The sequence below is a fragment of the Thauera sp. WB-2 genome (genome assembly GCF_027594845.1).
Lineage (GTDB): Bacteria > Pseudomonadota > Gammaproteobacteria > Burkholderiales > Rhodocyclaceae > Thauera > Thauera mechernichensis.
In genome coordinates this window covers 1,970,975-1,995,458 of the sequence record NZ_CP088935.1, presented here as the reverse complement: position 1 = coordinate 1,995,458, position 24,484 = coordinate 1,970,975, and the positions used below count along the sequence as shown (strand labels likewise).

At 66.2% G+C, this 24,484-nt stretch carries 22 protein-coding genes and 3 tRNA genes; 15 read left to right on the top strand and 10 right to left on the bottom strand.

Annotated features, from left to right (window positions below; genetic code table 11):
• Nucleotides 1–169: 169 nt before the first annotated feature.
• The 6 genes from sufC to LQF09_RS09090 all read left to right on the top strand — a co-directional run bounded on the left by sufC (nt 170) and on the right by LQF09_RS09090 (nt 5,258).
• Nucleotides 170–949 carry a Fe-S cluster assembly ATPase SufC gene (gene sufC, locus LQF09_RS09115; protein WP_002937180.1) on the top strand — a complete coding sequence of 260 codons (780 nt, stop codon included), beginning with the start codon at nt 170–172 and terminating at the stop codon, nt 947–949.
• Complete coding sequence (gene sufD / locus LQF09_RS09110) at nt 946–2,256, top strand: Fe-S cluster assembly protein SufD (RefSeq protein WP_270069751.1); 1,311 nt, start codon at nt 946–948, stop codon at nt 2,254–2,256. The genes sufC and sufD overlap by 4 nt, the downstream gene beginning before the upstream one ends.
• 2 nt (nt 2,257–2,258) lie before the next feature.
• Entirely contained in the window at nt 2,259–3,518 is a 1,260-nt protein-coding gene (locus LQF09_RS09105; protein ID WP_270069871.1) for a cysteine desulfurase, read from the top strand.
• On the top strand, nt 3,518–3,982 hold the full coding sequence (gene sufU / locus LQF09_RS09100; protein ID WP_002937177.1) for a Fe-S cluster assembly sulfur transfer protein SufU: 465 nt from the start codon (nt 3,518–3,520) through the stop codon (nt 3,980–3,982). Before LQF09_RS09105 ends, sufU begins: the two co-directional genes overlap by 1 nt.
• A 40-nt stretch (nt 3,983–4,022) precedes the next feature.
• Nucleotides 4,023–4,592 (top strand): putative Fe-S cluster assembly protein SufT, encoded by a 570-nt coding sequence (gene sufT, locus LQF09_RS09095; RefSeq protein WP_270069750.1) that lies wholly within the window; start codon nt 4,023–4,025, stop codon nt 4,590–4,592.
• 156 nt (nt 4,593–4,748) lie between these two features.
• The gene (locus tag LQF09_RS09090) at nt 4,749–5,258 is read left to right on the top strand and encodes a DUF3617 domain-containing protein (protein ID WP_002928295.1); all 510 of its coding nucleotides are present in this window, start codon (nt 4,749–4,751) and stop codon (nt 5,256–5,258) included.
• Nucleotides 5,259–5,278: 20 nt separating this feature from the next.
• On the opposite strand, the gene LQF09_RS09085 is transcribed toward LQF09_RS09090, so the two are convergent.
• Nucleotides 5,279–8,959, bottom strand: a complete 3,681-nt coding sequence (locus LQF09_RS09085) for a DUF748 domain-containing protein (protein WP_270069749.1) — start codon at nt 8,957–8,959, stop codon at nt 5,279–5,281.
• 149 nt (nt 8,960–9,108) lie between these two features.
• Between LQF09_RS09085 and LQF09_RS09080 the strand changes: the two genes are divergently transcribed.
• On the top strand, nt 9,109–10,347 hold the full coding sequence (locus LQF09_RS09080; RefSeq protein ID WP_002928284.1) for an NAD(P)/FAD-dependent oxidoreductase: 1,239 nt from the start codon (nt 9,109–9,111) through the stop codon (nt 10,345–10,347).
• A 15-nt stretch (nt 10,348–10,362) separates the two neighbouring features.
• On the opposite strand, the gene LQF09_RS09075 is transcribed toward LQF09_RS09080, so the two are convergent.
• A complete protein-coding gene (locus tag LQF09_RS09075; protein WP_270069748.1) occupies nt 10,363–11,583 on the bottom strand; it encodes an MFS transporter in 1,221 nt (406 codons plus the stop codon).
• A 172-nt stretch (nt 11,584–11,755) separates the two neighbouring features.
• Between LQF09_RS09075 and LQF09_RS09070 the strand changes: the two genes are divergently transcribed.
• The 6 genes from LQF09_RS09070 (at nt 11,756) to LQF09_RS09045 (ending at nt 14,051) form a co-directional block, all read left to right on the top strand.
• Nucleotides 11,756–12,211, top strand: coding sequence for a hemerythrin domain-containing protein (locus LQF09_RS09070; protein WP_002928281.1), 456 nt, complete (start codon nt 11,756–11,758; stop codon nt 12,209–12,211).
• Nucleotides 12,208–12,426 (top strand): DUF2249 domain-containing protein, encoded by a 219-nt coding sequence (locus tag LQF09_RS09065; RefSeq protein ID WP_002928280.1) that lies wholly within the window; start codon nt 12,208–12,210, stop codon nt 12,424–12,426. Before LQF09_RS09070 ends, LQF09_RS09065 begins: the two co-directional genes overlap by 4 nt.
• The gene (locus LQF09_RS09060) at nt 12,423–13,694 is read left to right on the top strand and encodes a hypothetical protein (protein WP_270069747.1); all 1,272 of its coding nucleotides are present in this window, start codon (nt 12,423–12,425) and stop codon (nt 13,692–13,694) included. The genes LQF09_RS09065 and LQF09_RS09060 overlap by 4 nt, the downstream gene beginning before the upstream one ends.
• Nucleotides 13,695–13,751: 57 nt before the next feature.
• Nucleotides 13,752–13,828: transfer RNA gene (locus tag LQF09_RS09055), tRNA-Pro, on the top strand.
• Between the two features lie 27 nt (nt 13,829–13,855).
• Nucleotides 13,856–13,932: transfer RNA gene (locus tag LQF09_RS09050), tRNA-Arg, on the top strand.
• A 43-nt stretch (nt 13,933–13,975) separates the two neighbouring features.
• A tRNA-His gene (locus LQF09_RS09045) sits at nt 13,976–14,051 on the top strand.
• A gap of 42 nt (nt 14,052–14,093) precedes the next feature.
• Here the strand turns inward: LQF09_RS09045 and LQF09_RS09040 are convergent.
• The 3 genes from LQF09_RS09040 to LQF09_RS09030 form a co-directional block, all read right to left on the bottom strand.
• The gene (locus LQF09_RS09040) at nt 14,094–14,552 is read right to left on the bottom strand and encodes a hypothetical protein (RefSeq protein ID WP_270069746.1); all 459 of its coding nucleotides are present in this window, start codon (nt 14,550–14,552) and stop codon (nt 14,094–14,096) included.
• A 94-nt stretch (nt 14,553–14,646) separates the two neighbouring features.
• Nucleotides 14,647–16,137: a Fic family protein gene (locus LQF09_RS09035; protein WP_270069745.1), complete on the bottom strand. Its 1,491-nt coding sequence runs from the start codon at nt 16,135–16,137 to the stop codon at nt 14,647–14,649.
• A gap of 96 nt (nt 16,138–16,233) precedes the next feature.
• A complete protein-coding gene (locus tag LQF09_RS09030) occupies nt 16,234–16,854 on the bottom strand; it encodes an HD domain-containing protein (protein WP_270069744.1) in 621 nt (206 codons plus the stop codon).
• A gap of 111 nt (nt 16,855–16,965) precedes the next feature.
• Between LQF09_RS09030 and LQF09_RS09025 the strand changes: the two genes are divergently transcribed.
• Nucleotides 16,966–17,631, top strand: a complete 666-nt coding sequence (locus LQF09_RS09025; protein ID WP_270069743.1) for a helix-turn-helix transcriptional regulator — start codon at nt 16,966–16,968, stop codon at nt 17,629–17,631.
• Here LQF09_RS09025 and LQF09_RS09020 read toward each other — a convergent pair.
• Nucleotides 17,606–19,033 (bottom strand): DUF6880 family protein, encoded by a 1,428-nt coding sequence (locus LQF09_RS09020; protein ID WP_270069742.1) that lies wholly within the window; start codon nt 19,031–19,033, stop codon nt 17,606–17,608. The genes LQF09_RS09025 and LQF09_RS09020 overlap by 26 nt on opposite strands.
• Nucleotides 19,034–19,292: 259 nt before the next feature.
• Here LQF09_RS09020 and LQF09_RS09015 point away from each other — a divergent pair, with 259 nt between their 5' ends.
• The gene (locus LQF09_RS09015; RefSeq protein ID WP_270069741.1) at nt 19,293–19,688 is read left to right on the top strand and encodes a hypothetical protein; all 396 of its coding nucleotides are present in this window, start codon (nt 19,293–19,295) and stop codon (nt 19,686–19,688) included.
• 64 nt (nt 19,689–19,752) lie between these two features.
• Here LQF09_RS09015 and LQF09_RS09010 read toward each other — a convergent pair whose 3' ends face one another.
• From LQF09_RS09010 to LQF09_RS08995, 4 genes are all read right to left on the bottom strand, one after another.
• Nucleotides 19,753–21,171, bottom strand: a complete 1,419-nt coding sequence (locus tag LQF09_RS09010) for a hypothetical protein (protein ID WP_270069740.1) — start codon at nt 21,169–21,171, stop codon at nt 19,753–19,755.
• 110 nt (nt 21,172–21,281) lie between these two features.
• Nucleotides 21,282–22,694, bottom strand: coding sequence for a YdgA family protein (locus tag LQF09_RS09005; protein ID WP_270069739.1), 1,413 nt, complete (start codon nt 22,692–22,694; stop codon nt 21,282–21,284).
• Nucleotides 22,695–22,847: 153 nt separating this feature from the next.
• A complete protein-coding gene (locus LQF09_RS09000) occupies nt 22,848–23,069 on the bottom strand; it encodes a VF530 family DNA-binding protein (protein WP_002928273.1) in 222 nt (73 codons plus the stop codon).
• Nucleotides 23,069–24,385: an enoyl ACP reductase FabMG family protein gene (locus LQF09_RS08995; protein WP_270069738.1), complete on the bottom strand. Its 1,317-nt coding sequence runs from the start codon at nt 24,383–24,385 to the stop codon at nt 23,069–23,071. Before LQF09_RS08995 ends, LQF09_RS09000 begins: the two co-directional genes overlap by 1 nt.
• Between the last annotated feature and the right edge of the window lie 99 nt (nt 24,386–24,484).

The window sequence follows — 24,484 nt, the reverse complement described above, 5'->3', positions numbered from 1 at the left end:
AGGTCCTCGTAGGAGCGGCGCCAGCCGCGAGGGGTTCAAGGCGACGCGGCGCAGCCTATCCGCGGGAAAGGCTCGCGGCTGGCGCCGCTCCTACGGCGGAGCCGGTAGCCGCACGCTTGTCGTGCAGGGGCCTCAGGCGAGATATGGAATTGAAATCGGGAGAGAAAACATGCTGAAGATCAACAACCTGCACGCGGCCGTCGACGGCAAGGCCATCCTCAAGGGTCTGAACCTGGAGGTGGGCAGCGGCGAGGTGCACGCCATCATGGGCCCCAACGGCTCGGGCAAGAGCACGCTGGCCCAGGTGCTCGCCGGGCGCGACAGTTTCACCGTCACCGACGGCAGCGTGGACTGGGACGGCACCGACCTGCTCGCCCTGCCTGCCGAGGAACGCGCGCGCGCCGGGCTCTTCCTCGCCTTCCAGTACCCGGTCGAGATTCCCGGCGTGTCCAACGCCTACTTCCTCAAGGCTGCGGTCAACGCGGTGCGCCGCCACCGCGGCCTGCCCGAGTACGACGCGATGGACTTCCTCGCGCGGGTGAAGGCCGAGATGAAGGCGGTCGGCATGAAGGAGGAATTCCTCTACCGCTCGGTCAATGAGGGCTTCTCCGGCGGCGAAAAGAAGCGCAACGAAGTCCTGCAGATGGCGTTGCTGGAACCCCGGCTCGCAGTGCTGGACGAGACCGACTCGGGCCTGGACATCGACGCGCTCAAGATCGTCGCCGAGGGCGTCAATCGCCTGCGCTCGCCCGAGCGCTCGATGATCGTCATCACCCATTACCAGCGCCTGCTCGACTACATCGTGCCCGACAAGGTGCACGTGCTGTCGCAGGGCCGCATCGTACGCTCGGGCGGTCGCGAACTGGCGCTGGAGCTGGAAGCGCACGGCTACGGCTGGATCGACGCCGACGGCAAGGCCGCCGCGGCTGCATCAGGAGCACGGTCATGAGCACGATCGACGCCTGGGCCGCCCGCCAGCGCGAGCGCGCCAGCCAGCTGCCCGGCGCTACCCTGCCCTGGCTGGCGCGTCGCCGCGCCGACGCGATCGCGCGCTTCGCCGATCTCGGCTGGCCGACGAGCCGGCTGGAAGGCTGGCGCCACACCTCGCTCGCCTTCCTCGATCAGCAGGCGCTGGCGGCGCCGGCGTTTGCCCCCCACCCTGCGTTCGCGCTGGCCACGCTGCGCGCGGCCTTCGATGAGGGCGACCACTGGCTGGTGTTCGTAGACGGACGGTTCGCGCCAGCCCTGTCGGTTACCGGCATGCTGCCGGCCGGCGTGAAGGCAGGCGCACTGTCGGAGGCGCTGAACAGCGCACCCGATGCGGTCGAGGCCGCCTTCGGCAGCGCTGACGACAGCGCCAGCCCCTACGCACTGAACCTGGCGCTATGCAGCGACGGCGCCTTCGTGCATCTGGCGCGCGGCACCGCGCTCGAGCAGCCGCTGCACCTGGTGTTCATCGGCGCCACCGGCGCGGCCGACACCCACCTGCGCAACCTGATCGTGGCCGATGCCAATTCAGAGGCAACGGTTGTCGAGCACCATGTCGGCGGCGGCGCCACGCTCGGCACCATCGTCACCCGGGTGCAGGCGGCGCAGGACGCCCGCATCACCCACGTGAAACTGCAGCAGCAGGACGCGCAAGCCATCCATCTCGCGCAGATCGAAGCCGAACAGGCAAGCGGCGCCTACTTCGCCTCGCACTCGCTGTCCTTCGGCGCCCGCCTGGCGCGCAACGACATCCGCACCCGCTTCGCCGGCGAAGGCTGCGAGACACTGTTCAACGGCCTGTATCACGTCGATGGCAGGCGCCATGTCGACCATCACACGCTCATCGAGCATGCCAGGCCGCTGGGTACCAGCCGCGAGTACTACCGTGGCCTGGTCGACGGCAACGCGCGCGGTGTGTTCGCCGGACGCATCATCGTCGCCCAGGACGCACAGCGTACCGATGCCATACAGCGCTGTGACAACCTGCTGCTGTCCAGGCTGGCCGAGGCCGACGCCCGCCCGGAGCTCGAGATCTATGCGGACGACGTCAAATGCGCCCACGGCGCCACTGTCGGCCAGATCGACGAGGACGCCCTCTTCTACCTGCGCGCGCGCGGCATCGACACCGACCATGCGCGCCAACTGTTGACCTATGCCTTTGCCGCCGAGGTCATCGAACGCATCGCCCACGCCGCCGTGCGCAAGCGCGGCCGTGGCCTGCTGCTGTCGAGCCTGCCGGGCGGCGCACGGATGGAGGCCCTGCAGTGAATATGCACACCCTTCAAAGCGCACCGGCCACCCGCCCTGCCCTGCTCCAGCGCGCGGCCGACTTTCCGATCCTGTCGCGGCCGGTGCACGGCAAGCGCCTGGCCTACCTGGACAACGGCGCAACCACGCAGAAGCCCGATGCCGTGATCGAGGCCGAGCGCGGCTTCTACCGCCACTCGAACGCCAACATCCACCGCGGCGTGCATTGGCTGTCCCAGCATGCGACCGAGCTCTACGACGCTGCGCGCACGAGCGTGCAAGGGCTGCTCAATGCCGCCAGCGCAGACGAGATCGTGTTCACCCGCGGCACCACCGAGGCGATCAACCTCGTCGCACAGAGCTGGGGGCGGCCACGTCTCACGGTGGGCGATGAGATCCTGGTGACCCACATGGAGCACCACTCCAACATCGTGCCCTGGCAGCTCCTGTGCGAGCAGACCGGCGCGGTGCTCAAGGTCGTGCCGGTGGAGATCAATGGCGAGCTCGACATGCTCGCCTTCGACGGCCTGCTCGGCGAGCGTACCCGCCTGGTCGCGATCACCCATGTGTCGAACGCGCTCGGCACGGTGCTGCCGGTCGCCGAGCTGACCGCCAAGGCGCACGCCGCAGGGGCTGTCGTCCTGGTAGACGGTGCGCAGGCCGTCGCCCACACGACGGTCGACGTGCAAGCCATCGGCTGTGACTTCTACGCCTTCTCCGGGCACAAGCTCTACGGCCCGACCGGCATCGGCGCCCTCTACGGCCGTCGCGCGCTGCTCGACGCCATGCCGCCCTGGCAAGGCGGCGGCGACATGATCCGCACCGTCGCCTTCGAGCACACCACCTTTGCGCCCTCGCCACAACGCTTCGAGGCCGGCACCCCGAACATCGCCGGTGCGGTCGGCCTCGGCGCGGCGATCGAATACGTCCGCGGCATCGGGCTCGAACGCATCGCAGCCCACGAGCACGCCTTGCTCGAACAAGCCACCGCCGCGCTCGCCGACATCCGCGGGCTGCGCCTCGTCGGCACCGCGGCCAACAAGGCGGGCATCCTGTCCTTCCTGGTCGATGGCATCCACCCGCACGACCTCGGCACCATCCTGGACAGCGAAGGCGTGGCGATCCGCGCCGGCCACCACTGTGCGATGCCGCTGATGACACGCCTGGGGATCCCCGGCACTGCGCGCGCCTCATTCGCCCTCTACAACAGCCCGGCCGACATCGACGCGCTCGTCGCCGCCATCCACAAGGCGCAACGCATGTTCGGCACCAGGGGCGCGTGATGAACGACAAGGACGACATGCTGCGCGAGCTCTACCAGGAGGTGATCTTCGATCACAACCGCAGCCCGCGCAATTACCGCCCCATGCCCGGCGCCAACCGCCACGCCGACGGCCACAACCCCCTGTGCGGAGATCAGCTCACGGTCTACCTGCAGGTATCCGATGGCATCGTTCATGACGCCAGCTTCGTCGGCCACGGCTGCGCCATCTCCACCGCCTCGGCGTCGCTGATGACCGAGGCGATCAAGGGCCGCCCGCTTGCCGAGGTGGAAGCGCTGTTTCGCGACTTCCACGCCCTGCTCACCGCAGCGCGCGACGAGCCCGGCCCGCAGCGCGATTTCGGCAAGCTCGCGGCACTCGCCGGTGTGCGCGAGTTTCCGGCGCGGGTCAAGTGCGCCACCCTGGCCTGGCACACGCTGCACAACGCCTTGACCGGTGAGGCATCCACGGCACATACCGAATGAACCAAGGCCGCCAACCGATGAGGCGGCACAGGAGCAGATCATGGGCGAACGCTACGGCGAAACCGACACCCGCATCCTGCAGCGCGACTGCGCAGCGGTGAGCGTGCCCTGGGGCCAGCCCCAGACGCTGGAGGAAGGCAGCTACGCGCTAGTCACCCAGCGCCTGGGCGGCTCGATCACGGTCATGAGCGGGGGCAACCTCTACCGTATCGATGAGCGCAACGCCGACGCGCTCGGCCTCGCGCCGCAGTTGCCCCCGCCACCCCCGCCCGCTGCCGACGGCGCACTCGACGCTGCAGGCATCGAACGCGCGGCATGGGAACAGCTCGGCACCTGCTACGACCCCGAGATACCGATCGACATCGTCAATCTCGGCCTGGTCTACGCATGCACGGCCGAAGCGCTGGCAGATGGGCGCTTCCGCCTTGCCGTCAACATGACCCTCACCGCGCCGGGCTGCGGCATGGGCACGCTGATCGCGGACGAAGCGCGCGACAAGCTGCTGACCATCCCCGGCGTTGCGGAGGCGACGGTGAGCCTGGTGTGGGATCCGCCCTGGAGCCGGGAAATGATGAGCGAGGCGGCACGCCTGGAAATGGGGATGCTGTAGGGGGGCGGGGCAAGGCCTCCAAATGCGCCAGTCCCTGCCCCTCGTTGCACGGACGCGCACTTCTTGCGCTGGCTCAAATCGCCTGCCGGAACACGCCTGATAAGCTGTCGCCGCTACGTTTCGCCCCCATCAACCCGCCCCCCCCGGAGACCGGCCATGCGCCCAGTCCTGCTCCTGATTGCCACCCTGTCCAGCACCGCAGCCCTCGCGGCAACCCCGATCGACGCCCCTGCACGCCTGCCGGGCTTGTGGCTGATCAACACGGCGCCGGCCACGGAGGCGGCTGGGGTCGCCAGCTTCCATGTCTGCCTGGGCTCGACGCCCGCGCCGATCCTGCGCCGCCCGGGGCACGAAGAGCCGGCCTGCAGCGGCGAATCGTGGTCCAAGGACGCGCACTACCGCTACTACCGCGCTGAATGCACGGTGCGGGGGAGCCAGGCCCGGATCGAGGCGCGCTTCACCGGCGACTTCGAGTACAACTACCACGGCGAACTCACCGCCACCTATTCCCCGCCGCTCGACGGTGTCGAGCTGGCGCGCTTCGAGATGGACGGACGCCGCCTGTCGCCGTGCAAGGCGGAACATCCGGTCGGCAAGATGCTCATTCAGGGCAAGGACGGCGTCGGCAACCTCAACCTCGGCGAGCCCGTCGTGAAGCTGCGCTGAGCGCCACCACTGCAGCCCGTTCAGCGCAGCGAGAACTGCACCTGGCCGCCCTCGGCCACGGGCTCGACCTTGGGCTCGAGCACGAAGATGCGCTCGCCCGGGATGCCCCCCTGCGCAATCATCCACTCGCGTACAGCCTGCGCGCGCCGTTGGGCAAGTGCGCGCAACTCCGCCTCCGACGCGCTCACGCTGGCGCGCAGCAGCGCCTCCATGTCGGCGGCGGGGATATCCTTCACCAGGCCGACGAGGTTGCGCGGCTTCTTGATGTCGGCCGCCTTGTAGGCTTTCTCGAGCAAGGCCGGATACTCGTCTGCGCCAACCTCGATGTCGTCGAGAGACGGCGCCTCCTCGCCACGTGCGATCAGCGCTTTCAGCTTCTGCGCCCGCAGCGCATTGTCCAACCCGGCCTGGCGCAGGCCGTCGAGGTCGGAGGCGGGGTCGGCACGGCCAATCACGTCGAGCCGCAGCGCAGGACGTTCGGCCAAGGCCTGCGCCAGCTTGGCGAGCTTGTCCTGCTGGGCCTCATCCAGTCGACCGCTACCGGGCGCGAGCTCGAGATGCGACAACTCCTCGCCACCGCCGAACGCCGCGCCGAGCAGGGTGAAGGGCGAGGTGATGGCCTTGCCGATCAGGTTGAAGAACATCTTCACGACCAGGCCGAACACGCTGAACTCGGGATCATCCAGGGTGCCGCTCACCGGCAGGTGCAGATCGATCTCGCCACGGCTGTTCTTGAGCAGCGACACGGCGAGCTGGACCGGCAGGTTGACCGCATCCGGGCTGTCGACCTTGTCGCCGAAGGTGAGCTGGTCGAGAAAGATCTGGTTGGTGGCGGTGAGCCTGCGGTCCTCGATCTTGTAGTTGAGCTCGGCGGACAGCTTGCCACGTGCGATACCGTAGCCGACATACTTGCCCGAGTAGCTGGACAGGCCGGTGAGCTCGAAGTCCTTGACCTTGGCGACGATGTCGAGATGGGCGTCCTGGCGGAACGGGTTGAGCTCGCCGCTGATGGACAGCGGCGCGGTCTTGTCCACCTCTCCGCTCAGTTCGACCCGGGCAATGGTGTCCGACGAGGTCGACAGGCCGACGATCTCGCCGGCAAGGCCGGTCAGGTTGGCGTCGTAGTTCGGCCGTATGAAGCGGTCGCTGAACGCGACATTGCCACGCTTGATCTCGATGCGGTCGATACGCACGGGCGGCGGAGGCGGCCCGTCTGCCGCTACCGCATCCGGGCCTGGCACTGACGACGCGGCAGCTGAGCCCCCCCCCGCGCTGGAGGTCGGTGGCGCCGACTGCGTGGCTGCCGTTTGCGATCCGCCGCCACCGATCTCGCGCAGGTTCAGGCGCCCCTCCTCGTCGAGGATGAGCCGGGTATGGAAGTCGTCGATCGCCACGCGCCGGATGGCCAGTGAGAAAGGCTCTAGGCGGGCATCGATGCCGCCGACGCGCAGGGTGCGCCAGCGCACGAAGTCGGTCGCGTTGAGGCGGTCGACCGAGGCAAAGTTGGCCACCCCGAGGTCACCGCGAAAACTCGCCAGCAACTGTCCCCGCCGCCCGGTCTGCAGGTTGAGCCGGCCCTGCGTGGTGAGATTTCCTCGCGAGATCGCGATCTTGGTCTGCTCGAGCACATAGGGCTGCAGGGGCATGAGGTCGACGCTGCGCAGGTCGAGCCGGAGTTCGGCCTTCAGCGGCGTCAGCGAGAGCGGCCCCGAAACCGCCACCCGTCCACGCTTGTTGAGCCGCGAGTCAAGCTTGAACTGGCTGGTGTTCCCTTTTGCACTCGAAAAGCCCTCGAGCTCGAAATCGATGTCGTCGATCGTGGTAAGCACCGGGCGCCCCACGCTACGATCCTCCAGGCGCAGCGACGCTGCCTTGAGCGCGAGCTTGTCGAGCTCCACCACCCAATCGGGCTGAGGCGGCTGGGGCTGCTTCCGTCTGCCAGCAGCGGCGCGGGGCTCGGGAGCCGGGCCCGACAGCGCCCGCACCAGATCGAGATCACCGTTGCGCAGTCGCACTGCGGCCACCGCCGCCCCCTTGACCTCCACCGTCCCCAGCCGCAGCCTGCGCCCCTCGAGGTCGAGCACCGCTTCGCTCAGATCGAGTTCAGGCACCCGAACCGCTGGCTCCTTGGCGCCCTTCAGGGCAAACGCAAATTCGCGCAATACCAGCGTACCGAAGCTCAGGTCCACCTTCGGCTGCCCATCCTCACCCAGCACGACGCGGTAGTTCGCCGCCCCCGACAGCGTCCCCGCGCGCAACTCGCCACCCGGCAGCGCAGCCGCCAGGTAAGGTGCATAGCGGGCGAGCTGCAGCGCATCGAATCGAGTCTGCCCGGCAAACTCGAAGGGCAGGAGCCGCAGCCGGTCTTCGTGCACGAACTGCTCACCCGCGTCAGTGCGATAGTCGAGCCGCAGCTCGGCGGGCAGATCGCCACTGCTGGCAAGGTCACGCATGTCAAGGTTGATGGCTTCGATGCGCATGCGGAACGGGCCACCCACGCCTTGGTCCTCGAAGCGGATCACGCCATCGCGGACGCGCGCCAGCGCAAGCAGAAAATCCACCGCCGGTGCCGGAGATGCGGCAGCGGGCGCAGGCTGGCCGCCGCGCTCCGCCGGCACGGCTGCCGCGCCACGAGTCGTCGCCCCGTGCGCGGGCGGCATCAACGCAGCGAGGTTGAGGCTGCCATCGGCTCGCCGGATGACATCCACCTCGGGTTGTGCAAGCCGCAGCCGGGTGAACTGCCAACGGCCGATCAGCGGCTGCACATCGGCGAACTCGAGCTCCGCCTCGGCCACCTTGGCAAGCGGAGCGCCATCGCGATCCTGCAGCACGACCTGTTCGAGCTTGAGCGGCCCGCGCAGCGCCAGCTCAGGGGCTGCCCCCGCTGGCTGGCGGAAGGAGATCTCGACATTGGTCGTGAGCAGTGCAGACGGCAGGCGCACCCCCACTTCCGCCGGGAGGTAGGCGAGCCAGGGCGCGAGGTCGAACTGCTGCAGCACCACATCCAGAATGGTCTCGTGCGAATCCGCGAAAGGCTTGGTGCGCGCACTGAGCAGGAGGGGATCACCGTTGAGCTTGGCCGACAGCGAGGGTTGTACGAACACATCGACACGCACCGGCAGGTTGGAGAGGAATGGCACACCCAGCCCGATCTCGCTCAGCTCGTGCGTAAGTCCACGCGCCTTGTCGTGCACCGTGAGCAGCCCGCCCGCGATGCGGATGTTGCCCACCGAGAACAGCGTCGGGCCGGCATCGCCCTTGTCCTCACCGCCAAGCGCAGCCAAGCGCTCGATGACGTCGGCCCAGTTGTGTCCGCCCTGCTCATCGACCGCCACGCGCAGTCTCGGCCCGATCAGGGCCAGCTCATGCAGCACGACTCCGCCCCGAACGAGCGACTCCAACTCGAGATTCACACGCAGGGTCTCGAACGCCAGCGCATCGGCGCTGCCATCGGCCTCCTTGACACTGAAGCCACCAACCTCAGCCGTGAGGCGGAAGGGATTGATCAGCACACGCTCGACACGGACCTCGCGGCCGAGCTTTTCGCTAAGGATCGTCTCCGCCTGCTGGCGCGCCAGCGGCGGCACGACCAGGTAAAGCAGCGCGGCGAGTGCGAGCAGGCCGCCGCCGAGCCACAGCGCCCGACGAGGCCGGCGACCGCTGAGAGAGGCCGGATTCGGGTCGGTCGTGGGATCGGGCATGTGTGTACTCCTCTGGGTCCTGAATTTGTTGGATGACTTCAGAAGCTTGAAGCATGCAGGTCATGCTGATGACCGGCCAAGGCCGCTCCTGATTGCCGCACTGCGGAACAAGGCGTATTCTGCGCCGCTTTGCAGCCACAGGTAAGGCCGTGAAGCACGCCAGCAAGCCATTTCCGCAATCCGGCCGGCGCAGTTTCGACGTCATCGTCATTGGTGCGGGTGCTGCAGGCATGATGTGTGCAGCGACCGCCGGCCTGCGTGGCCGCAGCGTGCTGCTGGTTGATCACGCGACCCGGCTCGCCGAGAAGATCCGTATCTCCGGGGGTGGGCGCTGCAACTTCACCAACCGCCGTGTCAGTGCCGACAATTACCTGAGCCGCAACCCGCATTTCTCGCGCTCGGCGCTGTCGCGCTATGGTGCGCGCGACTTCATCGAACTCGTCGAGCACCATGGCATCGCCTATCACGAGCGCGACTGGGGCCAGCTGTTCTGCGACGACTCCGCACAAGACATCATCGACATGCTGCGCGCGCGCTGCGATGACGGCGGCGTCGAGTGGGCCATGCCCGCCACGGTAGAAGGCATCGCACGCAGCGGCGACGAAGCGGAGCGCTTTGTCGTCGCCACCACGCAGGGCAGCTTCTCCGCCCACAGCCTGGTTATCGCGAGCGGCGGCCTGGCCATCCCCAAGATCGGCGCCACCCCCTTCGGCTACCGTGTGGCCGAGCAGTTCGGCCTGCCGGTGGTGGCGCCCCGCCCTGCCCTCGTGCCGCTGACCCTGCCGCCGGAAACGCTCGCACTGCTCGCACCGCTTGCGGGGATCTCACTCGAGGTGGAGGCCCAGTGCCGCGGCCCTGTATTCCGCGAGGCCGCCCTTGTCACCCATCGTGGCCTGTCCGGCCCGTCGATACTGCAGGTGTCGAGCTACTGGCAGCAACAGGCCTATGAGGCCGGTGACTGGGCCCCGGTCAGCCTGGACCTGCTGCCCGGCATCGACGCCGAAGACTGGCTGCTGGCACACGCCCAGGACAAGACGCTGCTCGCCAACCTGCTCGCCGAACGCCTGCCGCGGCGTTTCGCCCACGCCTGGTGCGAACTGCATGACTGGCAGCGCCCGCTCAACCAGTACCGCCATGCCGAGCTGCGCACGATCGCCGCCGCCTTGTCGGGCTGGCAGCTGACGCCCTCGGGCACCCAGGGCTACGCCAAGGCCGAGGTCACGCTGGGCGGGGTCGATACCCGCGCACTGTCGTCAAAGACGCTGGAGGCACGCGAGGTACCTGGCCTGTACTTCATCGGCGAGGTTGTCGACGTCACCGGGCACCTGGGCGGCTACAACTTCCAGTGGGCGTGGTCCTCGGGCGTGGCCTGCGGGCTAGCCGCCTGAGACCACGCGCACGACTCAGGCCGCGGGGCGCCCGCCCTTGCGCAGCAGGGGCAGGAAGGCCACCGCCTGCAGCGCGATCAGCCCTGCAAAGCTGACCCACAGCGCCGCCTCGATCGAGTGCCCACTGGCCTGCAACAGGTCGAGTGCCCCGCCCAGCCCCCACTGCACGGCAAAGGCACCGGCAAAGGCCATCAGGTTGATCGCCGTGCTCACGCGGCCGAACAGCGCCGGCTGGAAGTCCCTCGACGCCGCAAGATAGGTCTGCGAGTTCACCGCGGAGAACATGCCGTAGGCGAACCAGAGCACTGCCGGCGGCGCGACCGACCACAGGATCGCGCACTGGATCAGCACCAACAGCGCATAGCCCCAGCGCAGCAAGGCCATGGGCCCGACACCGAGGCGTGCGAGGCGCACGCCCAGGAAACCGATCGACAACTGCCCGACCAGACTGCCGAGGTTGAGCACGACCAGCATGCGCGCCGCCCCTGCAAGGTCGAAGCCATTGACGTTCATCAGCCAGGGCACCGCCCACAGGCTCTGCATCGCCATGAAGCCACCCACGAAGAAGGCCGACGATGCGGCATAGCGCAAGAATGCGGGAGAGACGTAGATCCCCGCGACCACGCGCAGGCCGTCGCCCAGGCTGCCCCGCGGACCGCTCGAGCGCGCATCGGGCAGCGAGCGGTGGATGGTCAGTGCGGCCACCACTGCAAGTGCAGCGACCACCCAGAACGCGCCGCGCCAGCCCAGGATCGGCAGCACGGCCTCGAGCGGTGCGCTCGCCACCAGCGCGCCCATCGCGCCGGAAGCCATGATGAATCCGGTCATCGAGCTCTGGCGCTCGGGTGGGTACCACAGCGCAAAACCCTTGAGCGCTGCCATCAAGCAGGCCGAAACCCCCAGCCCGATGAGCGCACGCCCGGCGCCGAGCACGACGAGCGATTCGCCGAGTGCGAACAGCACCGCGCCCGCCGCGGTGACCAGCAGCAGGATCGCCTCCACCCGCCGCGGGCCATAACGATCGAGTGCCATGCCGACCGGGATCTGGGCCAGCCCGAAGGCGAGGAAATAGGTGCTCGTGAGCAAACCGAGATTGGCCGCCGAGAGGCCGAGCTCCCCGGTGAGCGCAGGCGAAATCACGGCATTGACCGTGCGCAGCAGGTAGGAGAGGAAATAGCCCAGCGCAAAGGGCAGGAAGATCCTGCCCCAGGCGCTCGGCCCCGTGGAGTCATGCATCTGAAACATCCCGTGGAAGGTCGAGGCAGGATTGTGCCTGCAGCGCCGCGCGCAGGCCATCCCACCTCGCCGGGGGCCTGCGCGCGGCCGATCAGCACGCCCTAATTGACACTTATCAATGCTGATGAACACGCGGTAAGGAGAATGAGCGCATCCACCGTTGGAGCGCAAAATGACCTCGATCGCCGAACTGATGACGCACGACCACCGCAGTTGCGACCATGAGTTCGCAGCGGCCGAGACCCTTGCCGCCCGCAAGGACTGGCCGGCTGCGACCAAGGCGCTGAACCGCTTCACCTCCAGCCTCGAGACCCACTTCCAGGCCGAGGAGCAGGAGCTGTTCCCGCGCTTCGAGGCGGCGACCGGAATGACTCAGGGGCCGACCCAGGTGATGCGCGGCGAGCACGTCGAGATGCGCGCAACACTCGAACGCCTGGCCTCGGCACTCGAGAACCAGGACGCCGACGAGTTCGCGGGCGAGGCCGAAACGCTGCTGATCATGATGCAGCAGCACAACATGAAAGAAGAGAACATCCTCTACCCAATGTGCGATACCCGGCTCGGCGCGCAAAGCGAAGCCGTTGTGGGCAACCTGTCGCACCGTCTCGCAAGGGAGCACGCTGCATGAGCAACAAGACCGTCGACGCCCGCGGCCTGGAGCCGCCCCAGCCCTTCGAGCGCGCCATGGAGGCCATCGCCGACCTCGCCCCCGGCAGCAGCTTCACCCTGCTGATCGATCGCATGCCGCATCCGCTGCTGCGCATGCTCGATCGGGACGGCTATCGGCACGAGGCGAACTTTCGTGACGACGGCGCGATCGAGATCCTGATCGGTCGTCCATGAGCAGCGCCAATCCCGGACTCGCCTACCAGGACACGCCACCGCTCTCCGCCCCGCTCCGCTTCTTCCTCACTGCACCGCTGTTCGGTCTCGCAGCCGGACTGCTGCTGCTGTTCGACGCCGAGCTACTGAGTTCACGGTGGACACCGGGCGCCCTGGCAGTCGTCCACCTGTTCGCTGCCGGCTTCATGCTGCAGGTCATGCTGGGCGCGCTGCTGCAGATCCTCCCGGTGGCAGCGGGCGCCGCGCTCCCAGCGCCGCGCCGCATCGCGGCGACCACCCACGCGCTCCTCGCGTTTGGAGCCGCCAGCCTCTCGCTAGGGCTGGGTGCGGGCATCCCGGCCGCGATCGTCACCGGGGCCATGCTGTTGGCCGGCGGGCTCATCGCCTTTCTCGTCTCGAGCCTCATCGCCTTGGCAAAGGCCGCGCCCAACCACGGTGCCAGCCGAACGCCGCGCGACCTGCGCCTGGCCTTGGCCGGACTGACGGTGGCCACCCTGCTGGGCACGCTGCTGGCGTTCGCCCTTGGGCGCGGTCTCGCCCTGCCGATCGACCTCCCTACCGCTGTGGACATGCATGCGGTGTGGGCCTGGATGGGCTGGGGTGGCATCCTGCTGGCGGCAACAAGCTGGGTCGTGGTGCCGATGTTCCAGATCACGCCCTCCTACCCCGCGGATTTCACCCGCGTGTGGTCCCCGGCCACGCTGGCGCTACTGGTGCTGTGGTCGATCTGCATGATCAGCGGACTGAGTACGGGCGCATTGCTGTGCGGAATCGGCCTGCTCATCGCCGCCGCCGCATTCAGCCTGCAGACGCTGCGGTTGCAGATGCGCTCGCGGCGCGGTGTGCCGGATGCACCCTTCCGAGCCTTCCGCCTTGCCATGCTCGCCCTCCTGGCGAGCCTTGGCGTGCTGCTGCTGGCCCAGTTCCATGACGGCTCCCAGTGGCCCGTGCTGGCCGGCGTGCTGATCCTGCACGGGACCTTCGTCGGCACGATCAGCGCCATGCTCTACAAGATCGTCCCCTTCCTCGCCTGGCTCAACCTGACCCAGTCGGGCGTGCGCGCGCCAAACGTCAAGAAGCTGCTGCCCGACCCACCGGTACGCCGCCAGTTGCAACTCCACGCAGTCGCCCTCGGCGCCCTTTGCGCTGCCGCGGTGATCCCCGCGCTGGCGCCGCTTGCCGGCGTACTCATCGTCGCGGAGTTCTCGTGGCTGTTCGTTAACCTGGTTCACGTCGTACGTGAATGGCATCGCGCATCGACACTGTAAATTTTCTGCTGATTTGGTTTGACGCGGCAAAAAGGACTCTGTATAGTTCGCGGCTCTCGGGGTGTAGCGCAGTCCGGTAGCGCGCTTGCTTTGGGAGCAAGATGTCGGGGGTTCGAATCCCTCCACCCCGACCAGCTCACACCTCGATATGCCCGCGGGATCTGCCCGTAGCTCAATTGGATAGAGCACCGGCCTTCTAAGCCGGGGGTTGCAGGTTCGATCCCTGCCGGGCAGGCCAGGACGAGTTTTCTGGGCTTCGGTTTTACCGGGGCCAAGTAGTGGCGGCATTAGCTCAGTTGGTAGAGCGTTGGATTGTGGCTCCAAAGGTCACCGGTTCGAAACCGGTATGTCGCCCCACAAGATCAAGGACTTAGCGCAATTTCTGCAAGGCGCGAAAAGTCACAGTAAGCGTGTAGTAAGCAGACGAACCCACCCAAAGCGGTGGGTTTTTCGTTTTCGGATAGCTTGCTTACTGTTGTGTATGCGCAACAAAAGCTCGTTTCGGGAAGCGCTGACCATCCTTTTGCGCGCCTCAAACGCCTCGCGATACCAGCGCAACTCGCCCCCTTCGACCACCTCCTTGACCGTGTCGCTTACGGCATGCATGACCGCGGCGCCACTACAGACAATAGTGGTCGAGCGTGGAAACCCGTTTTGACACAAGGCAGAAAAGCCCTCTCGGGAAGGTTTTTCTCGTTGCATGACCTGAGCATCCAATGGCGGGCCGTGCGAGGCCAGCCTCGGCTGGGCCGGGTCCTGCATGGCGCTCGAACGGCAGGTGACCAACACATTGCTGCCTGACTGCGCCATCAAGCCACCGGCAGTTGAGGCCGACAAGCCGATTTTCGGATCCGACACGCCTCACCCGCTGAACTCGAAAAATCATCACGACGCTCGAATTTTCCTCACAACAACGAGCTCTTGCAGCACTCGAGTCGAAAAGCACGAAAAACTAGCCCTCCTCGGCCTCCTCCCTCACGCTGAGGCCGAACGACTCGCGCACAACTTCTTCAACACGGTCCAACACGTTGGCAGGCAGATGAAAATACTGCTTTCGCCGCCTCGAAGAGAGCCGTCCCTGACTCGACTGCGCCATGCGGATCAAGGCCGACAGGTCCTTCCTGGGCAGATCGAACTCTGCATCAAGCTGCGCGAAGGCCTTGTCGTAGCCGCTCAGCCACGCCAGTTCGCGGGGGATCTCGTCTTCCACGGCCTGCTGGATCATACGGTGCAGGAAAGCCACTTCCCTGCTGGCGTCGAAGAATCGGTAGGCTCTGCTCCCCGGATGCGCGGTTACATGCGGAGCCTCCTCGGCGCGCATGTAGTGCCAGAGCCGCGTCACCGGCTGGGAGAACGCCGAAAGTACCTCGACGTAGGCAGGGATGTTCTTCAGGATGACGGCCGACACGGGCACCACCGTTCCTGTCGGCAGCAGCCCCGAGTGCGTCAGCACGTGGTGGATGAGAAACCGGTGCAGGCGCCCGTTACCATCCATGAAGGGGTGCAGGTAGACAAAGCCGAACGCGGCGGCGGCTGCCTTGACCAGTAAATCGGTGCAGCGGAGGTCATCGTTGATGAAGGCCTCCCAACCCCTCATCGCGCGCGCAAGCTCGGCCTGCGGCACCGGAAAGAAGGTGACGCGACCGGTGGCGTCCTCCAGCCAGTTCTGCTTTGTCCGGTAGGAAGCCTCCTGGCTGTACACGTCGCGCACGACGGCGTTCTGCAGGCTCACCAGCCAGTCCTCGGTGACCTGTGTTGTTTCTCCGGCACGCCGGAGCAGTTGAACGAAGCGCTCCTGCTTGTCCGAGCTCGGATGCTCGCGCTCGATCTCGAAGCTGCTGCGGGTCTCTGAAAGGTACAGGTAGCTCAGCGCGCGTTCATGGAGCGACGGATCCGTCACGGACGCCAGGGCCTCGCGCGCCTTGTCGAGGAGTTCCGGCAAAGACGGCGCGCTCGGCAGCGCCGCGCGCCGTACAACCGGGGAAAAAGCGGCCGTTCCCAGTGCGTTGTTGCGCACGCGGAATCTGCGGTCGTTGGTGGGCTTCCCGGCGGTGACGTAATCGTCGGCAGGAAACAGGTCGACGTAGCCTCCCGCCGGCAAGGCCTCCGGCGGGAGCTCCTGTCCCGTCAGCCACTCCCAAAGATGGCACGCCCGCCGGATGTGCGCGCCGTTGGGCGCCGCGTTTAACCGTGCCAACAAGTCCTGCGGCGGGAGATGCTCGAACAGGGCGTCGATGACTTCAAGATTCACGCCCTCATGGCGCAAGGCAAACTCGAGGTGCCCGACCAGCGTGTCCTCGACGGCAACGCCGCGCGGAAAAAGGACGCTGTCGGCCGAATCCACACGCCGATTGACCGAACCGCTGACCTCCGCCCGCTTCACCAGCGGTCGGACGACCAGAGAGAGTCGGCTGATGAGTTCTGCGTAGCCAATGCTGGGCATCGAATCCTCGAAATCTGTTTGCACAACTCGAAATTAACTAACGGACGTTGGTCTTTCGAACAGTCTATTCGAGAATTTATCGTTACCTCTGATCAATCAGCACTGCCGGACAGGTGACGCCACCCGGCTCTTCGCTTCGGCAAGCTCCAGCACCGCCGCCAGATCGCGCCGCAATGCAGCTTCCAGCGCCGCCGGCACCCGTCCGCCAAAGGCCTCGACCAACTCCGCGTAGTACCACAGCGATCCCTCCTTGCCTCCGGTGAAGCGCGTCCACACCGACTCACCGATCTCCGTCAGATCGAGCAGGATTGCCTGCAGGTTGGCCAGCTTGTCGCAGGCAGAGACGAGAACGCCGTCGCCTTCCGCCGCGCGCAGGTGGGCGAGGTAGCGCTCCTTCCGCTCGCGCCAGGGGCTTTTCTGCCCCTGGGCATCCGGCAGGCCATCGGTACAGAACTGCACGAGGTCGAGGACTTGGCCACCAAAGGCGTCGCGGATCGGATCCGCCCACTGCGGACCACCGTCTTCAAGGACGTCGTGCAGCAGCGCGGCGATGACTTGGTCCTCTTTGCCACCATAGCGTTGAACCAAAGTCGCCACCGCAACCGGGTGCGTGATGTACGGCAATGGCAAGCCAAGAGCGTTCTCGGTCCCTTTGCGAATCTGGCCCGCGTGAGCTTCGAGGGCGAGCGACAGGGCGGTGTCGAACTTCTGGGTCATGAAATGGGCTCCTGAGTGGTCGTTTTTTCGATTGGCATTTTCCGACATCCAGGGCTCACCCGGTGCGCCCGCTTCGGTATGCTCACCGTATTTCACCGAACAGCTTCCCCCATGAACCGCAGCGAACGCTTCTACAGGATCGATCAGTTGCTGACCGCCCGGAAGGTGGTCACGCGACAGGAACTGCTCGATGAGCTCGAGATTTCCTGGGCAACCCTCAAGCGTGATCTCGCATTCCTGAAGGACCGCTTCAACGCCCCGATCATCCACGACCGGGACGCCGGCGGCTATCGCTTCGCGGAGCCCGGCGCAGGCCCGAGTTATGAGCTGCCCGGCCTGTGGTTCAACGCCGACGAGACCTACGCGTTGCTGACGATGCACCGTCTGTTGTCGGACCTGGAACCGCGCCTGCTCGCTCCGCACGTTGCTCCGCTTCTCTCCCGGCTGGAGAGCATCCTCGGCCAGGAGGGCCAGCGCTTCGACGAGATCGCCCAACGGATCCACCTGGCTCGCATCGGTCACCGGTTCAAGGATGCCGAGCATTTCAGCGAGCTCTCGCGGGCACTCCTGCAGCGGCGGCAAGTTCGCATCACCCACTATTCACGCGAGCGCGACGAGCATACGGCCCGCACAGTCTCGCCGCAGCGGCTCACCTTCTATCGCAATAACTGGTACCTGGAGGCCTGGTGCCACACCGTGCGGCGTTTATATTCGGTGCAGACAGCTCCCCCACCTGCGCACCAGAGCCGCTTCAGAGCCCCTCGAGCCGTTTCATGAAATTGCGCTTGCGCCTCCACTCGACCCGGATTTCACGAAGCTCGTTCTCGAATTTCCAGGGCTGCCCTTCTTGGAGGCGTAGCTGCCGGATCGCGGCGACAATCTCGAACGCGCGGTCGTAGCGCGCGCCCGGCCCTTCGGCCTCGACCACGTGCGGGAGCAGCCGACGGTAAAGCGCAACGGCCTCGTCGGGATGCGTCTTGCCTCGCATGGCCGCCACCGCCTCCCAGAGCTTCACGGACACGGGACCTCCGCAGAAGACGGCCCACATCGCCTCGACGTCTCCTTCCTCCCGGTGAATGCCGACCAGGTGATCACGTTCGAAGCCGAACACTGCCGACCGTCGGGAAGATTCACCTTTTGATGATTCGGACTCCTGTTTCTCGACCCGGGACCACAGCAGCCCCAACGCCCGCTCACGCAAACTGCACTCTCTTCCGATCAGCTTGCCAATCTCGAGCAGATCGAAGAAGGCCTTGCACCCGGCGAGACGCTCGAAGCGTTGCCAGGCGACCTTCTCGACCTTTTCGTAATCCCCCCTTTCGCGATAGAGCTCGACCAAGAGACTCTCGAGCGGGTAGGACTCGTTAACAGGAAACGCTTCGAAGCCCTCCTCCGCCCAACGAATCGCCTCGTCAAGCCGCCCATGTTCGCGGCAAAGCTTTGCGAGCTCCAGATGGCGACCACTTCGGGAGAGATTTCTGGCTTTCGCCCGGATCAGGGCGTCCAGATCACCGACCTGAGCCAGCTTTCCCTCCACGATTGCTTCGATCGCAAGACGCCTTGAACTAACCGAGGAGCTCCTGTCCCCGGCCTCAAGGTCCGGCACGGCTTCCCAGGCTTCGAAGGCGGCCCCCCAGTACGCAGACTGGCCGGCTTCACCGATCAGTTCGAAGTAGTCGTCGATGATTTCGGGAAGAAACCCCCAGCGGTCCTCGAGTTGCCGTCGGAAGAGCGCGCGCCCCACGTCCTCCGGAGGAATGTGCAGTGCAGCGCAGGCGTCGAGATGTGTTCTGTGAAGGGCGCGGATCGCATCATCGAGGAGTCCAGAGGACTCGTGGAATTGCTCGACGGAACGTTCGACGAGATCGATGAGCCCCTCGACGAGCTCGAGCAAGGCGGGATCGCCGTCTTCGATGCGCGCGTCGAGCAGCCGGACTGCATCCTCCACACGATCAGCGTAGCCGGCATCATCCGCCCAGCCGAAATTGCCTTCAGGCGTGAGGCTATGTCGAAGAGTCTTCTCAAGCACGCCCAATCCCGGACGTTTGGCTGCCGTCGCCTGAGTCAGCAGACGCTTCCACAGTTCGGCGTTGTTGAAGGCGGCCTCAAGTAGCATCTTGCGCAATGCTGGGGCACCGAGGGTTTCAAGGTAGGCAATGACCTGTTGCTGGTTATCCATCGGCTTCGGTATCGGGACTCAGGGCAGTGCGATGCAAGCTCATCTGCTTGCGGTGAAGCTGGCAAAAAAGGGCGCTTCATTCAGCCACGATCAAAGAGTCGGAATGGGTAGAAAATGGCGATGTTGCTGGACCACGCAGGACCTACGCACCCCCGCGCCGGAAGACTATCCGAACAACGCAGCTGCGCAGCATGCGTTCGGCTTCTTCCCGGTGTCGCCGGCTTCCGGCCCCTGACACACCGGACAATACCGCAATTTCATGAGAACAAAGACCGACAAGCCCACCAGGGAATTCGCTGCGCGCTTTCGGCGCCACACCTTCGGCTGGAAGTCCCAGCCTGCCATCACCCGAATCCGCGAAGCCGTTTCCGAGATCAGGGCGGTGGCCCGCAAGCACCCCGTGCGCGGCGCCGAGGGCGCGGTGAAGTTTCTGGTGCGCCTCTCGCCAGCGATCGAACACGTGGACAGCTCGTCGGGGTCGATCGGCAACGCGGTAAACAGAGCGATTGATGCCTTGGCGCCCATGATCGCGGATGCCCCGGCCGATCTGGCGATACGCCGCCGATGGCCCGAAGTGCCCCTTCCACAGCCTGGGCGTGAGCTGTGCGGCGTCGGCGCCCGGGTGCTGGCCGACGCGCACCGCCATGCCGGCTGATTGCAGGAGTCGCACGCCCGCCGCCCGAGGGACGGCGGGTGTAAAGACAAGCTGTACGCTCAGCTCAGCCGCGACGGCGACGGCCGACGAGGCACAGCCCGCCGAGTGCGCCGAGCAGCAGCGGCAGGGTGGCCGGCGCCGGGACCGCGTTCGAGCCATCGAAACGGCTGGCCAGCGTGAGCGTATCGAAGCGCGCGTCATCGACGCCGAAGTCCCACTGGCTGAAGTTGCGGAAGGCGCCGCTGACCTTGCCGAAGGCAGTCATGAACGACAGCTCCACCCGCTCGTCTTCGTATACGAAGGACAGCAGGTCAGACAAGGCATAGCTCACGAAGCGCACGCTGTTGATGCCCAGGCCGCCGTCGATCACCCCTGAGCTGAGCACACCGGCCGCGCCGAGGCTGTCGATGAAGACGCCATCATTGCCGGCGCCGAAGAAGACGTCGCCGAAGATCTCGCTGCCGCCGGTGAGGGTCAGCGTGCTATCGCCTTGGCCCGGCGCGAGTTCGATCGCTGCCCCACTGCGGCCGACGAGTGTGCCGCTGTTGATGATATCCACGTTCGACTGCGCGGCGGGGTCGGCACCGATGGCACGCGGGCCTTCGATGTAGCCCTCGTTGATGATCGTCAGCGGACCGCTGGGGCGAATCGGATCGACGCCGTTGTCGAATTCCGGATCGATGTCGACGCCGCTGCCCGTGTCGCCGGTGGAGATGATGCGCCCAGTCGCGTAGTTGCGCACCAGGCCTTCGTCGATATCCACGCCGTCATCGCTGCCCTGGATCAGCCCCCAGTTGTGGATCTCGCCAGATGCGAACTGCACGCCGTCCTCGTCATCGATGCCATCGCGCAGCAATACCGTACCGTAGTTCTCCATGTAGAAGTTGCCGCGCGCCTCGACGACCTCTTCGCCGCCGATCAGGGTGCCGTGGTTGATCACACGGGCGCCATCGCCACGCAGTTGCAGGGCGCGTCCGTCGCGCGACTCGATGAGACCGTGGTTGATGACCTCGGCGTTCTCGAAGCCCTCCAGCGAGCGCACGGCCTGACGGCGCGCCAGGATCTCGCCGGTGTTCTCGACCCGCATGCCACCCGTGCCGCCGAGCACCTCGATGGCGCGGTCGCCGCTGCTGATGACGCCGCTATTGACGATGTTCGCGTTGGCACCGTTTACCGCAATCGCGTAGCCGTTGTTGCGGGTGTCGGTGTTCTCGATGCGGCCTGCGTTGGAGACCTGCTGGCCGGCGCCGCGAAGGTCGAGCGCAGCAGTATTGCGGTTGGTGCTGGTGATCCCCGCGCCGGCCTGGACCTGCACCTGGAGCGCGTCACGACTGTCGCTGACCGGCACCGAGCCCGGCTCGGCGCAGGTCAGCACAGGGGTGCCGTCGATGGCGGTACTCGACGCACAGGTCGGTGCCGCATGAGCAGGATTGAAGGCGAAAGCGGAGAGCAGCGCAACCGAAACGGCGGTCAATCGATTCATCATGGTTCCCTGAGGGGTGTGGGTTGGCGGAGACTTCGCATGAAGTCGAACCGCGCACCTTACTCAGGGAAGATGACCTCGCAGTTACACGGGGATGACAGCGTCCGCGCTCAGCGCCCGCCCAGCCCGAACAGGTCGAGCGGCTGGCCATTGATGGTGAGCTGGCCCTTCGAGAGCGCGGCACGGCTGCTGAGCTGGCCACCCTTGCGCACGATGAAGCCCTGGGCCTCGAGCATGTCGAGTTGCTGCTGCAACTGAGCAGCGACGACCGCGGCCTCCTGCGGGGACTGAGCCTGAGCGCCGATGAGGGCGACGACGAGGCCCTGCGGCAAAGAGGCTTCCGCGGCGGCGTTGATCTTGGCGAGCAGCATCATGGGGTTGTTGAGCTCGTCGGGCTCGATGCCCTTGAGATTGACGTGAGCAGACAGCGATGCCGTCCCATGCGGGCTGGTAAAACTGATGCGGTCGATGCTGAACTCGGGGTCGTGGGCCAGCAGGGTGAGCGCCGGCTCGGCAAGGGGCGCGAACATTGCCGCCGGATCCTCAGCCTGGAGCGCAAGCTGGGCAGGGTCGCTGCTGACCTCGATCAAGCTGCGATACAGCTCCATCAGCGTCCGCCCATGCAGATGCTTGATCGAGAAGTCGTAGTGCGCGGGGCCGTAATCGCTGCCCCCGACACGCAGCACCTCCGTCCCCAGCATGGCGATGACATCCACGTAGTCGCCATCGGCCGGGGCATCGACCTCGTAGCTCAGGCGCTCGAGCTGCAGGTCGGTCCCCGCCATCTCGCCATCATCCTTGCCCTCGGCGTGCAGGGAGGCGATCGTCGCACGCTGCTTGCCGACATAGAGCCAGGCCTCATCGTCGAACAGGCGACGCTGGTCCGCATCGAGCGCCAGCTCCGACATGACGATGCGCAGGCTCGGATCCTCCATCGAGAAGCGGTCGATACCGAGCTTCATCGTGTACTGGCGCATGCCTGGACCGAAATCGATGTCCGCTTGAAAGGCGCTGAAGGCGACGCGCAGGGCTCGCTCCGTATCCGCCGCGAGTTCGAGCTCCAGGGCCGGTGTCGTCATCCGCGAATGGCCGCTGCCGTCGAACCGGACCACGGTCTGCGCCTGCAGTGCTGGTTTGTCACCAAGCGTCTCCCGCAACTTGGCGCCCGCCTCCCCTTCGACGTCTAGCTCGCTGTCGAGCGTTGCCGCCGCCAGGGTTCCGAGTCGAGGCAGGGGGCCGTGCTGGATGCGGTTGAGCACGCTCATGCGCAGGGGTTCGCCCATCTGCAGCGAGCCATCCTCGGCCGTGACCGTCATGGCAATGTCGAACTTCAGCTTTTCCGTGCTGCTGAAGAATCCACGCTCGTAGACGCGTTCGCTGACCTTGAGCGCCGGGTGGGACTTCATGTCCGCGTAGTGCTCGTCCAGGACTTGCTGGATGCGCGTGCCGGAATACCAGCTTGCGGCGGGATAGATCAACGCGACCGCGGCCAGCGCGGCGACGATTCGGGTGGGGCGGCTCATGTGGTGAAACTCCGTGTCTTTGAAGTAATCCAGGGATAGGGGCAGGCAGGTGCGTGGCCGTGCCCCGCGAGCACCCTGGCGCGGCCGAGTATATGCCAAAGCGCTAATCCGGAGACAGCCCCGATGACGACCAAGCGATGCGGGCGCCCCCTGCTAGCGCCGCAGCGACTCCAGGTAGAGCGCTTCGACCTGCTCCCGCGCCCACGGAGTTCGGCGGAGGAACTTCAGGCTCGATGCGACACTGGGTTCGTGATTGAAGCAGCGGATGCTGACCCGCCTGCCGAGCGTCGCCCAGCCGTAGCGGGCGACCAGCTCGGTGAGCATGCGCTCAAGGGTGAGGCCATGAAGTGGGTTATTGGGCTGGGCCGGTGTCATCAGGCGTGCAGCTGGTTGAGCTGGCGCGCCACGATGTCGTGGTTGAGCCACAGCACCGGGCCGGCGGGCGCCGCGGACTCGCGGAAGATGAGCGCCCCGCTGGCCTCGAGCACCAGCGTGCTGAGCAGGTCGGTGACCAGGGCCTTGCGGTCCTTGTGCATCTGCACGATGTCCTCCGAGGTACCGATCTGCAGGTCGGCCTGCTGCGGGTTGTTCGGCATCGGCCAGGCGTCGAAGTCGTGGAAGGGCTGCATCACGTCACTGGTCTGGAAATCGGCGACCTTTTTCAGCACGTCTTCCAGGGTAACGCCGTCGACCAGCAGGTCGCGACATGCCTGCCACTGCGACTCGGCCCAGGCGCCGCCGCCTTCCTTCCTGAGCGCCTCGAGCAGTGCGATCAGGGGCAGCTCCACGCCGGCGAACACATCGGTGGAGTTGGTGCGGATCTCGGGGCAGTTATAGACCGTGGCCTTTACACCCTGCTCCCACGCCGCCCGCGCAATACGCTCGAGGCGCATCTTGGCGTAGCCCTGGGTGTAGTTGGTGTAGGTCTGCCACTGATAACGCCCGTCGATGAGGATCTCGGTGCCGTGGTAGCCGTACGCGGTGTAGCGCACCTGGCCGCCCGTGGCCTCGACGCGGGCGCGGATCGCCGCGCTGCCTTCGATCAGGTGCAGGAAGGTGTTGGCCGAAACCTCGTCGAAGTTCTGCAGGATGAGCTTGCCCAGGTCACTGTCGAGCAGGGTCTGCGACGACATGAAGCGCTCGCCGCGGCCCTTGTAGATGCGGTTGGCGATCACCATGAACACCTTGGCCTTGGGAATGCCGCCCGCCATGGTGTGCGCGAAGAGGACATTGCGCCCGTCGGCGATCATGCCATCGAGCACGGCCATGACCTCGGCCACCCCCTTGCGGAAGCGCTCGGTGCCGATCGCACGGCACTTGTCGATATGCGCCCAGTCGAGCTTGTCCTGCTCCCAGGTCTTGAGCGTCATGGCGTTGAGCAGTTCGGTCGGGGTCGGCTCGCCAGCGGGCGCGTCGAGATCGAAGCCGGCCATCAGCGGCACGTTGATGATCCTGCCGCCCAGGTTGGCCTCGGCCGCTGCCAGTTCCTCGTCATTGAGCGGACGCAGGGCGTTGTTGTCGTCGCGCCGCCCCACCGTGATGCCGACGATCTGCATGCCGGCCGCACGCGCCTGGTCGACGAGGCCGGTGGCGTATCCGCGCCCGAAGAGCTCGCCGAAGAGCACGAACACGTCATCCTTGCGAAAGAGCTCGGACTGCGGAAGTTGAGTCAGGGGAATCGGCTGGGTCATGGTCTTGCGGGGCGTGGCCCGGGGCTGGTCTGGTTGGAATCGCGTGATTCTACATCGGCAGCGGCTCGTCCCCTCATTGCCGAGCAGCAAACGCAGATG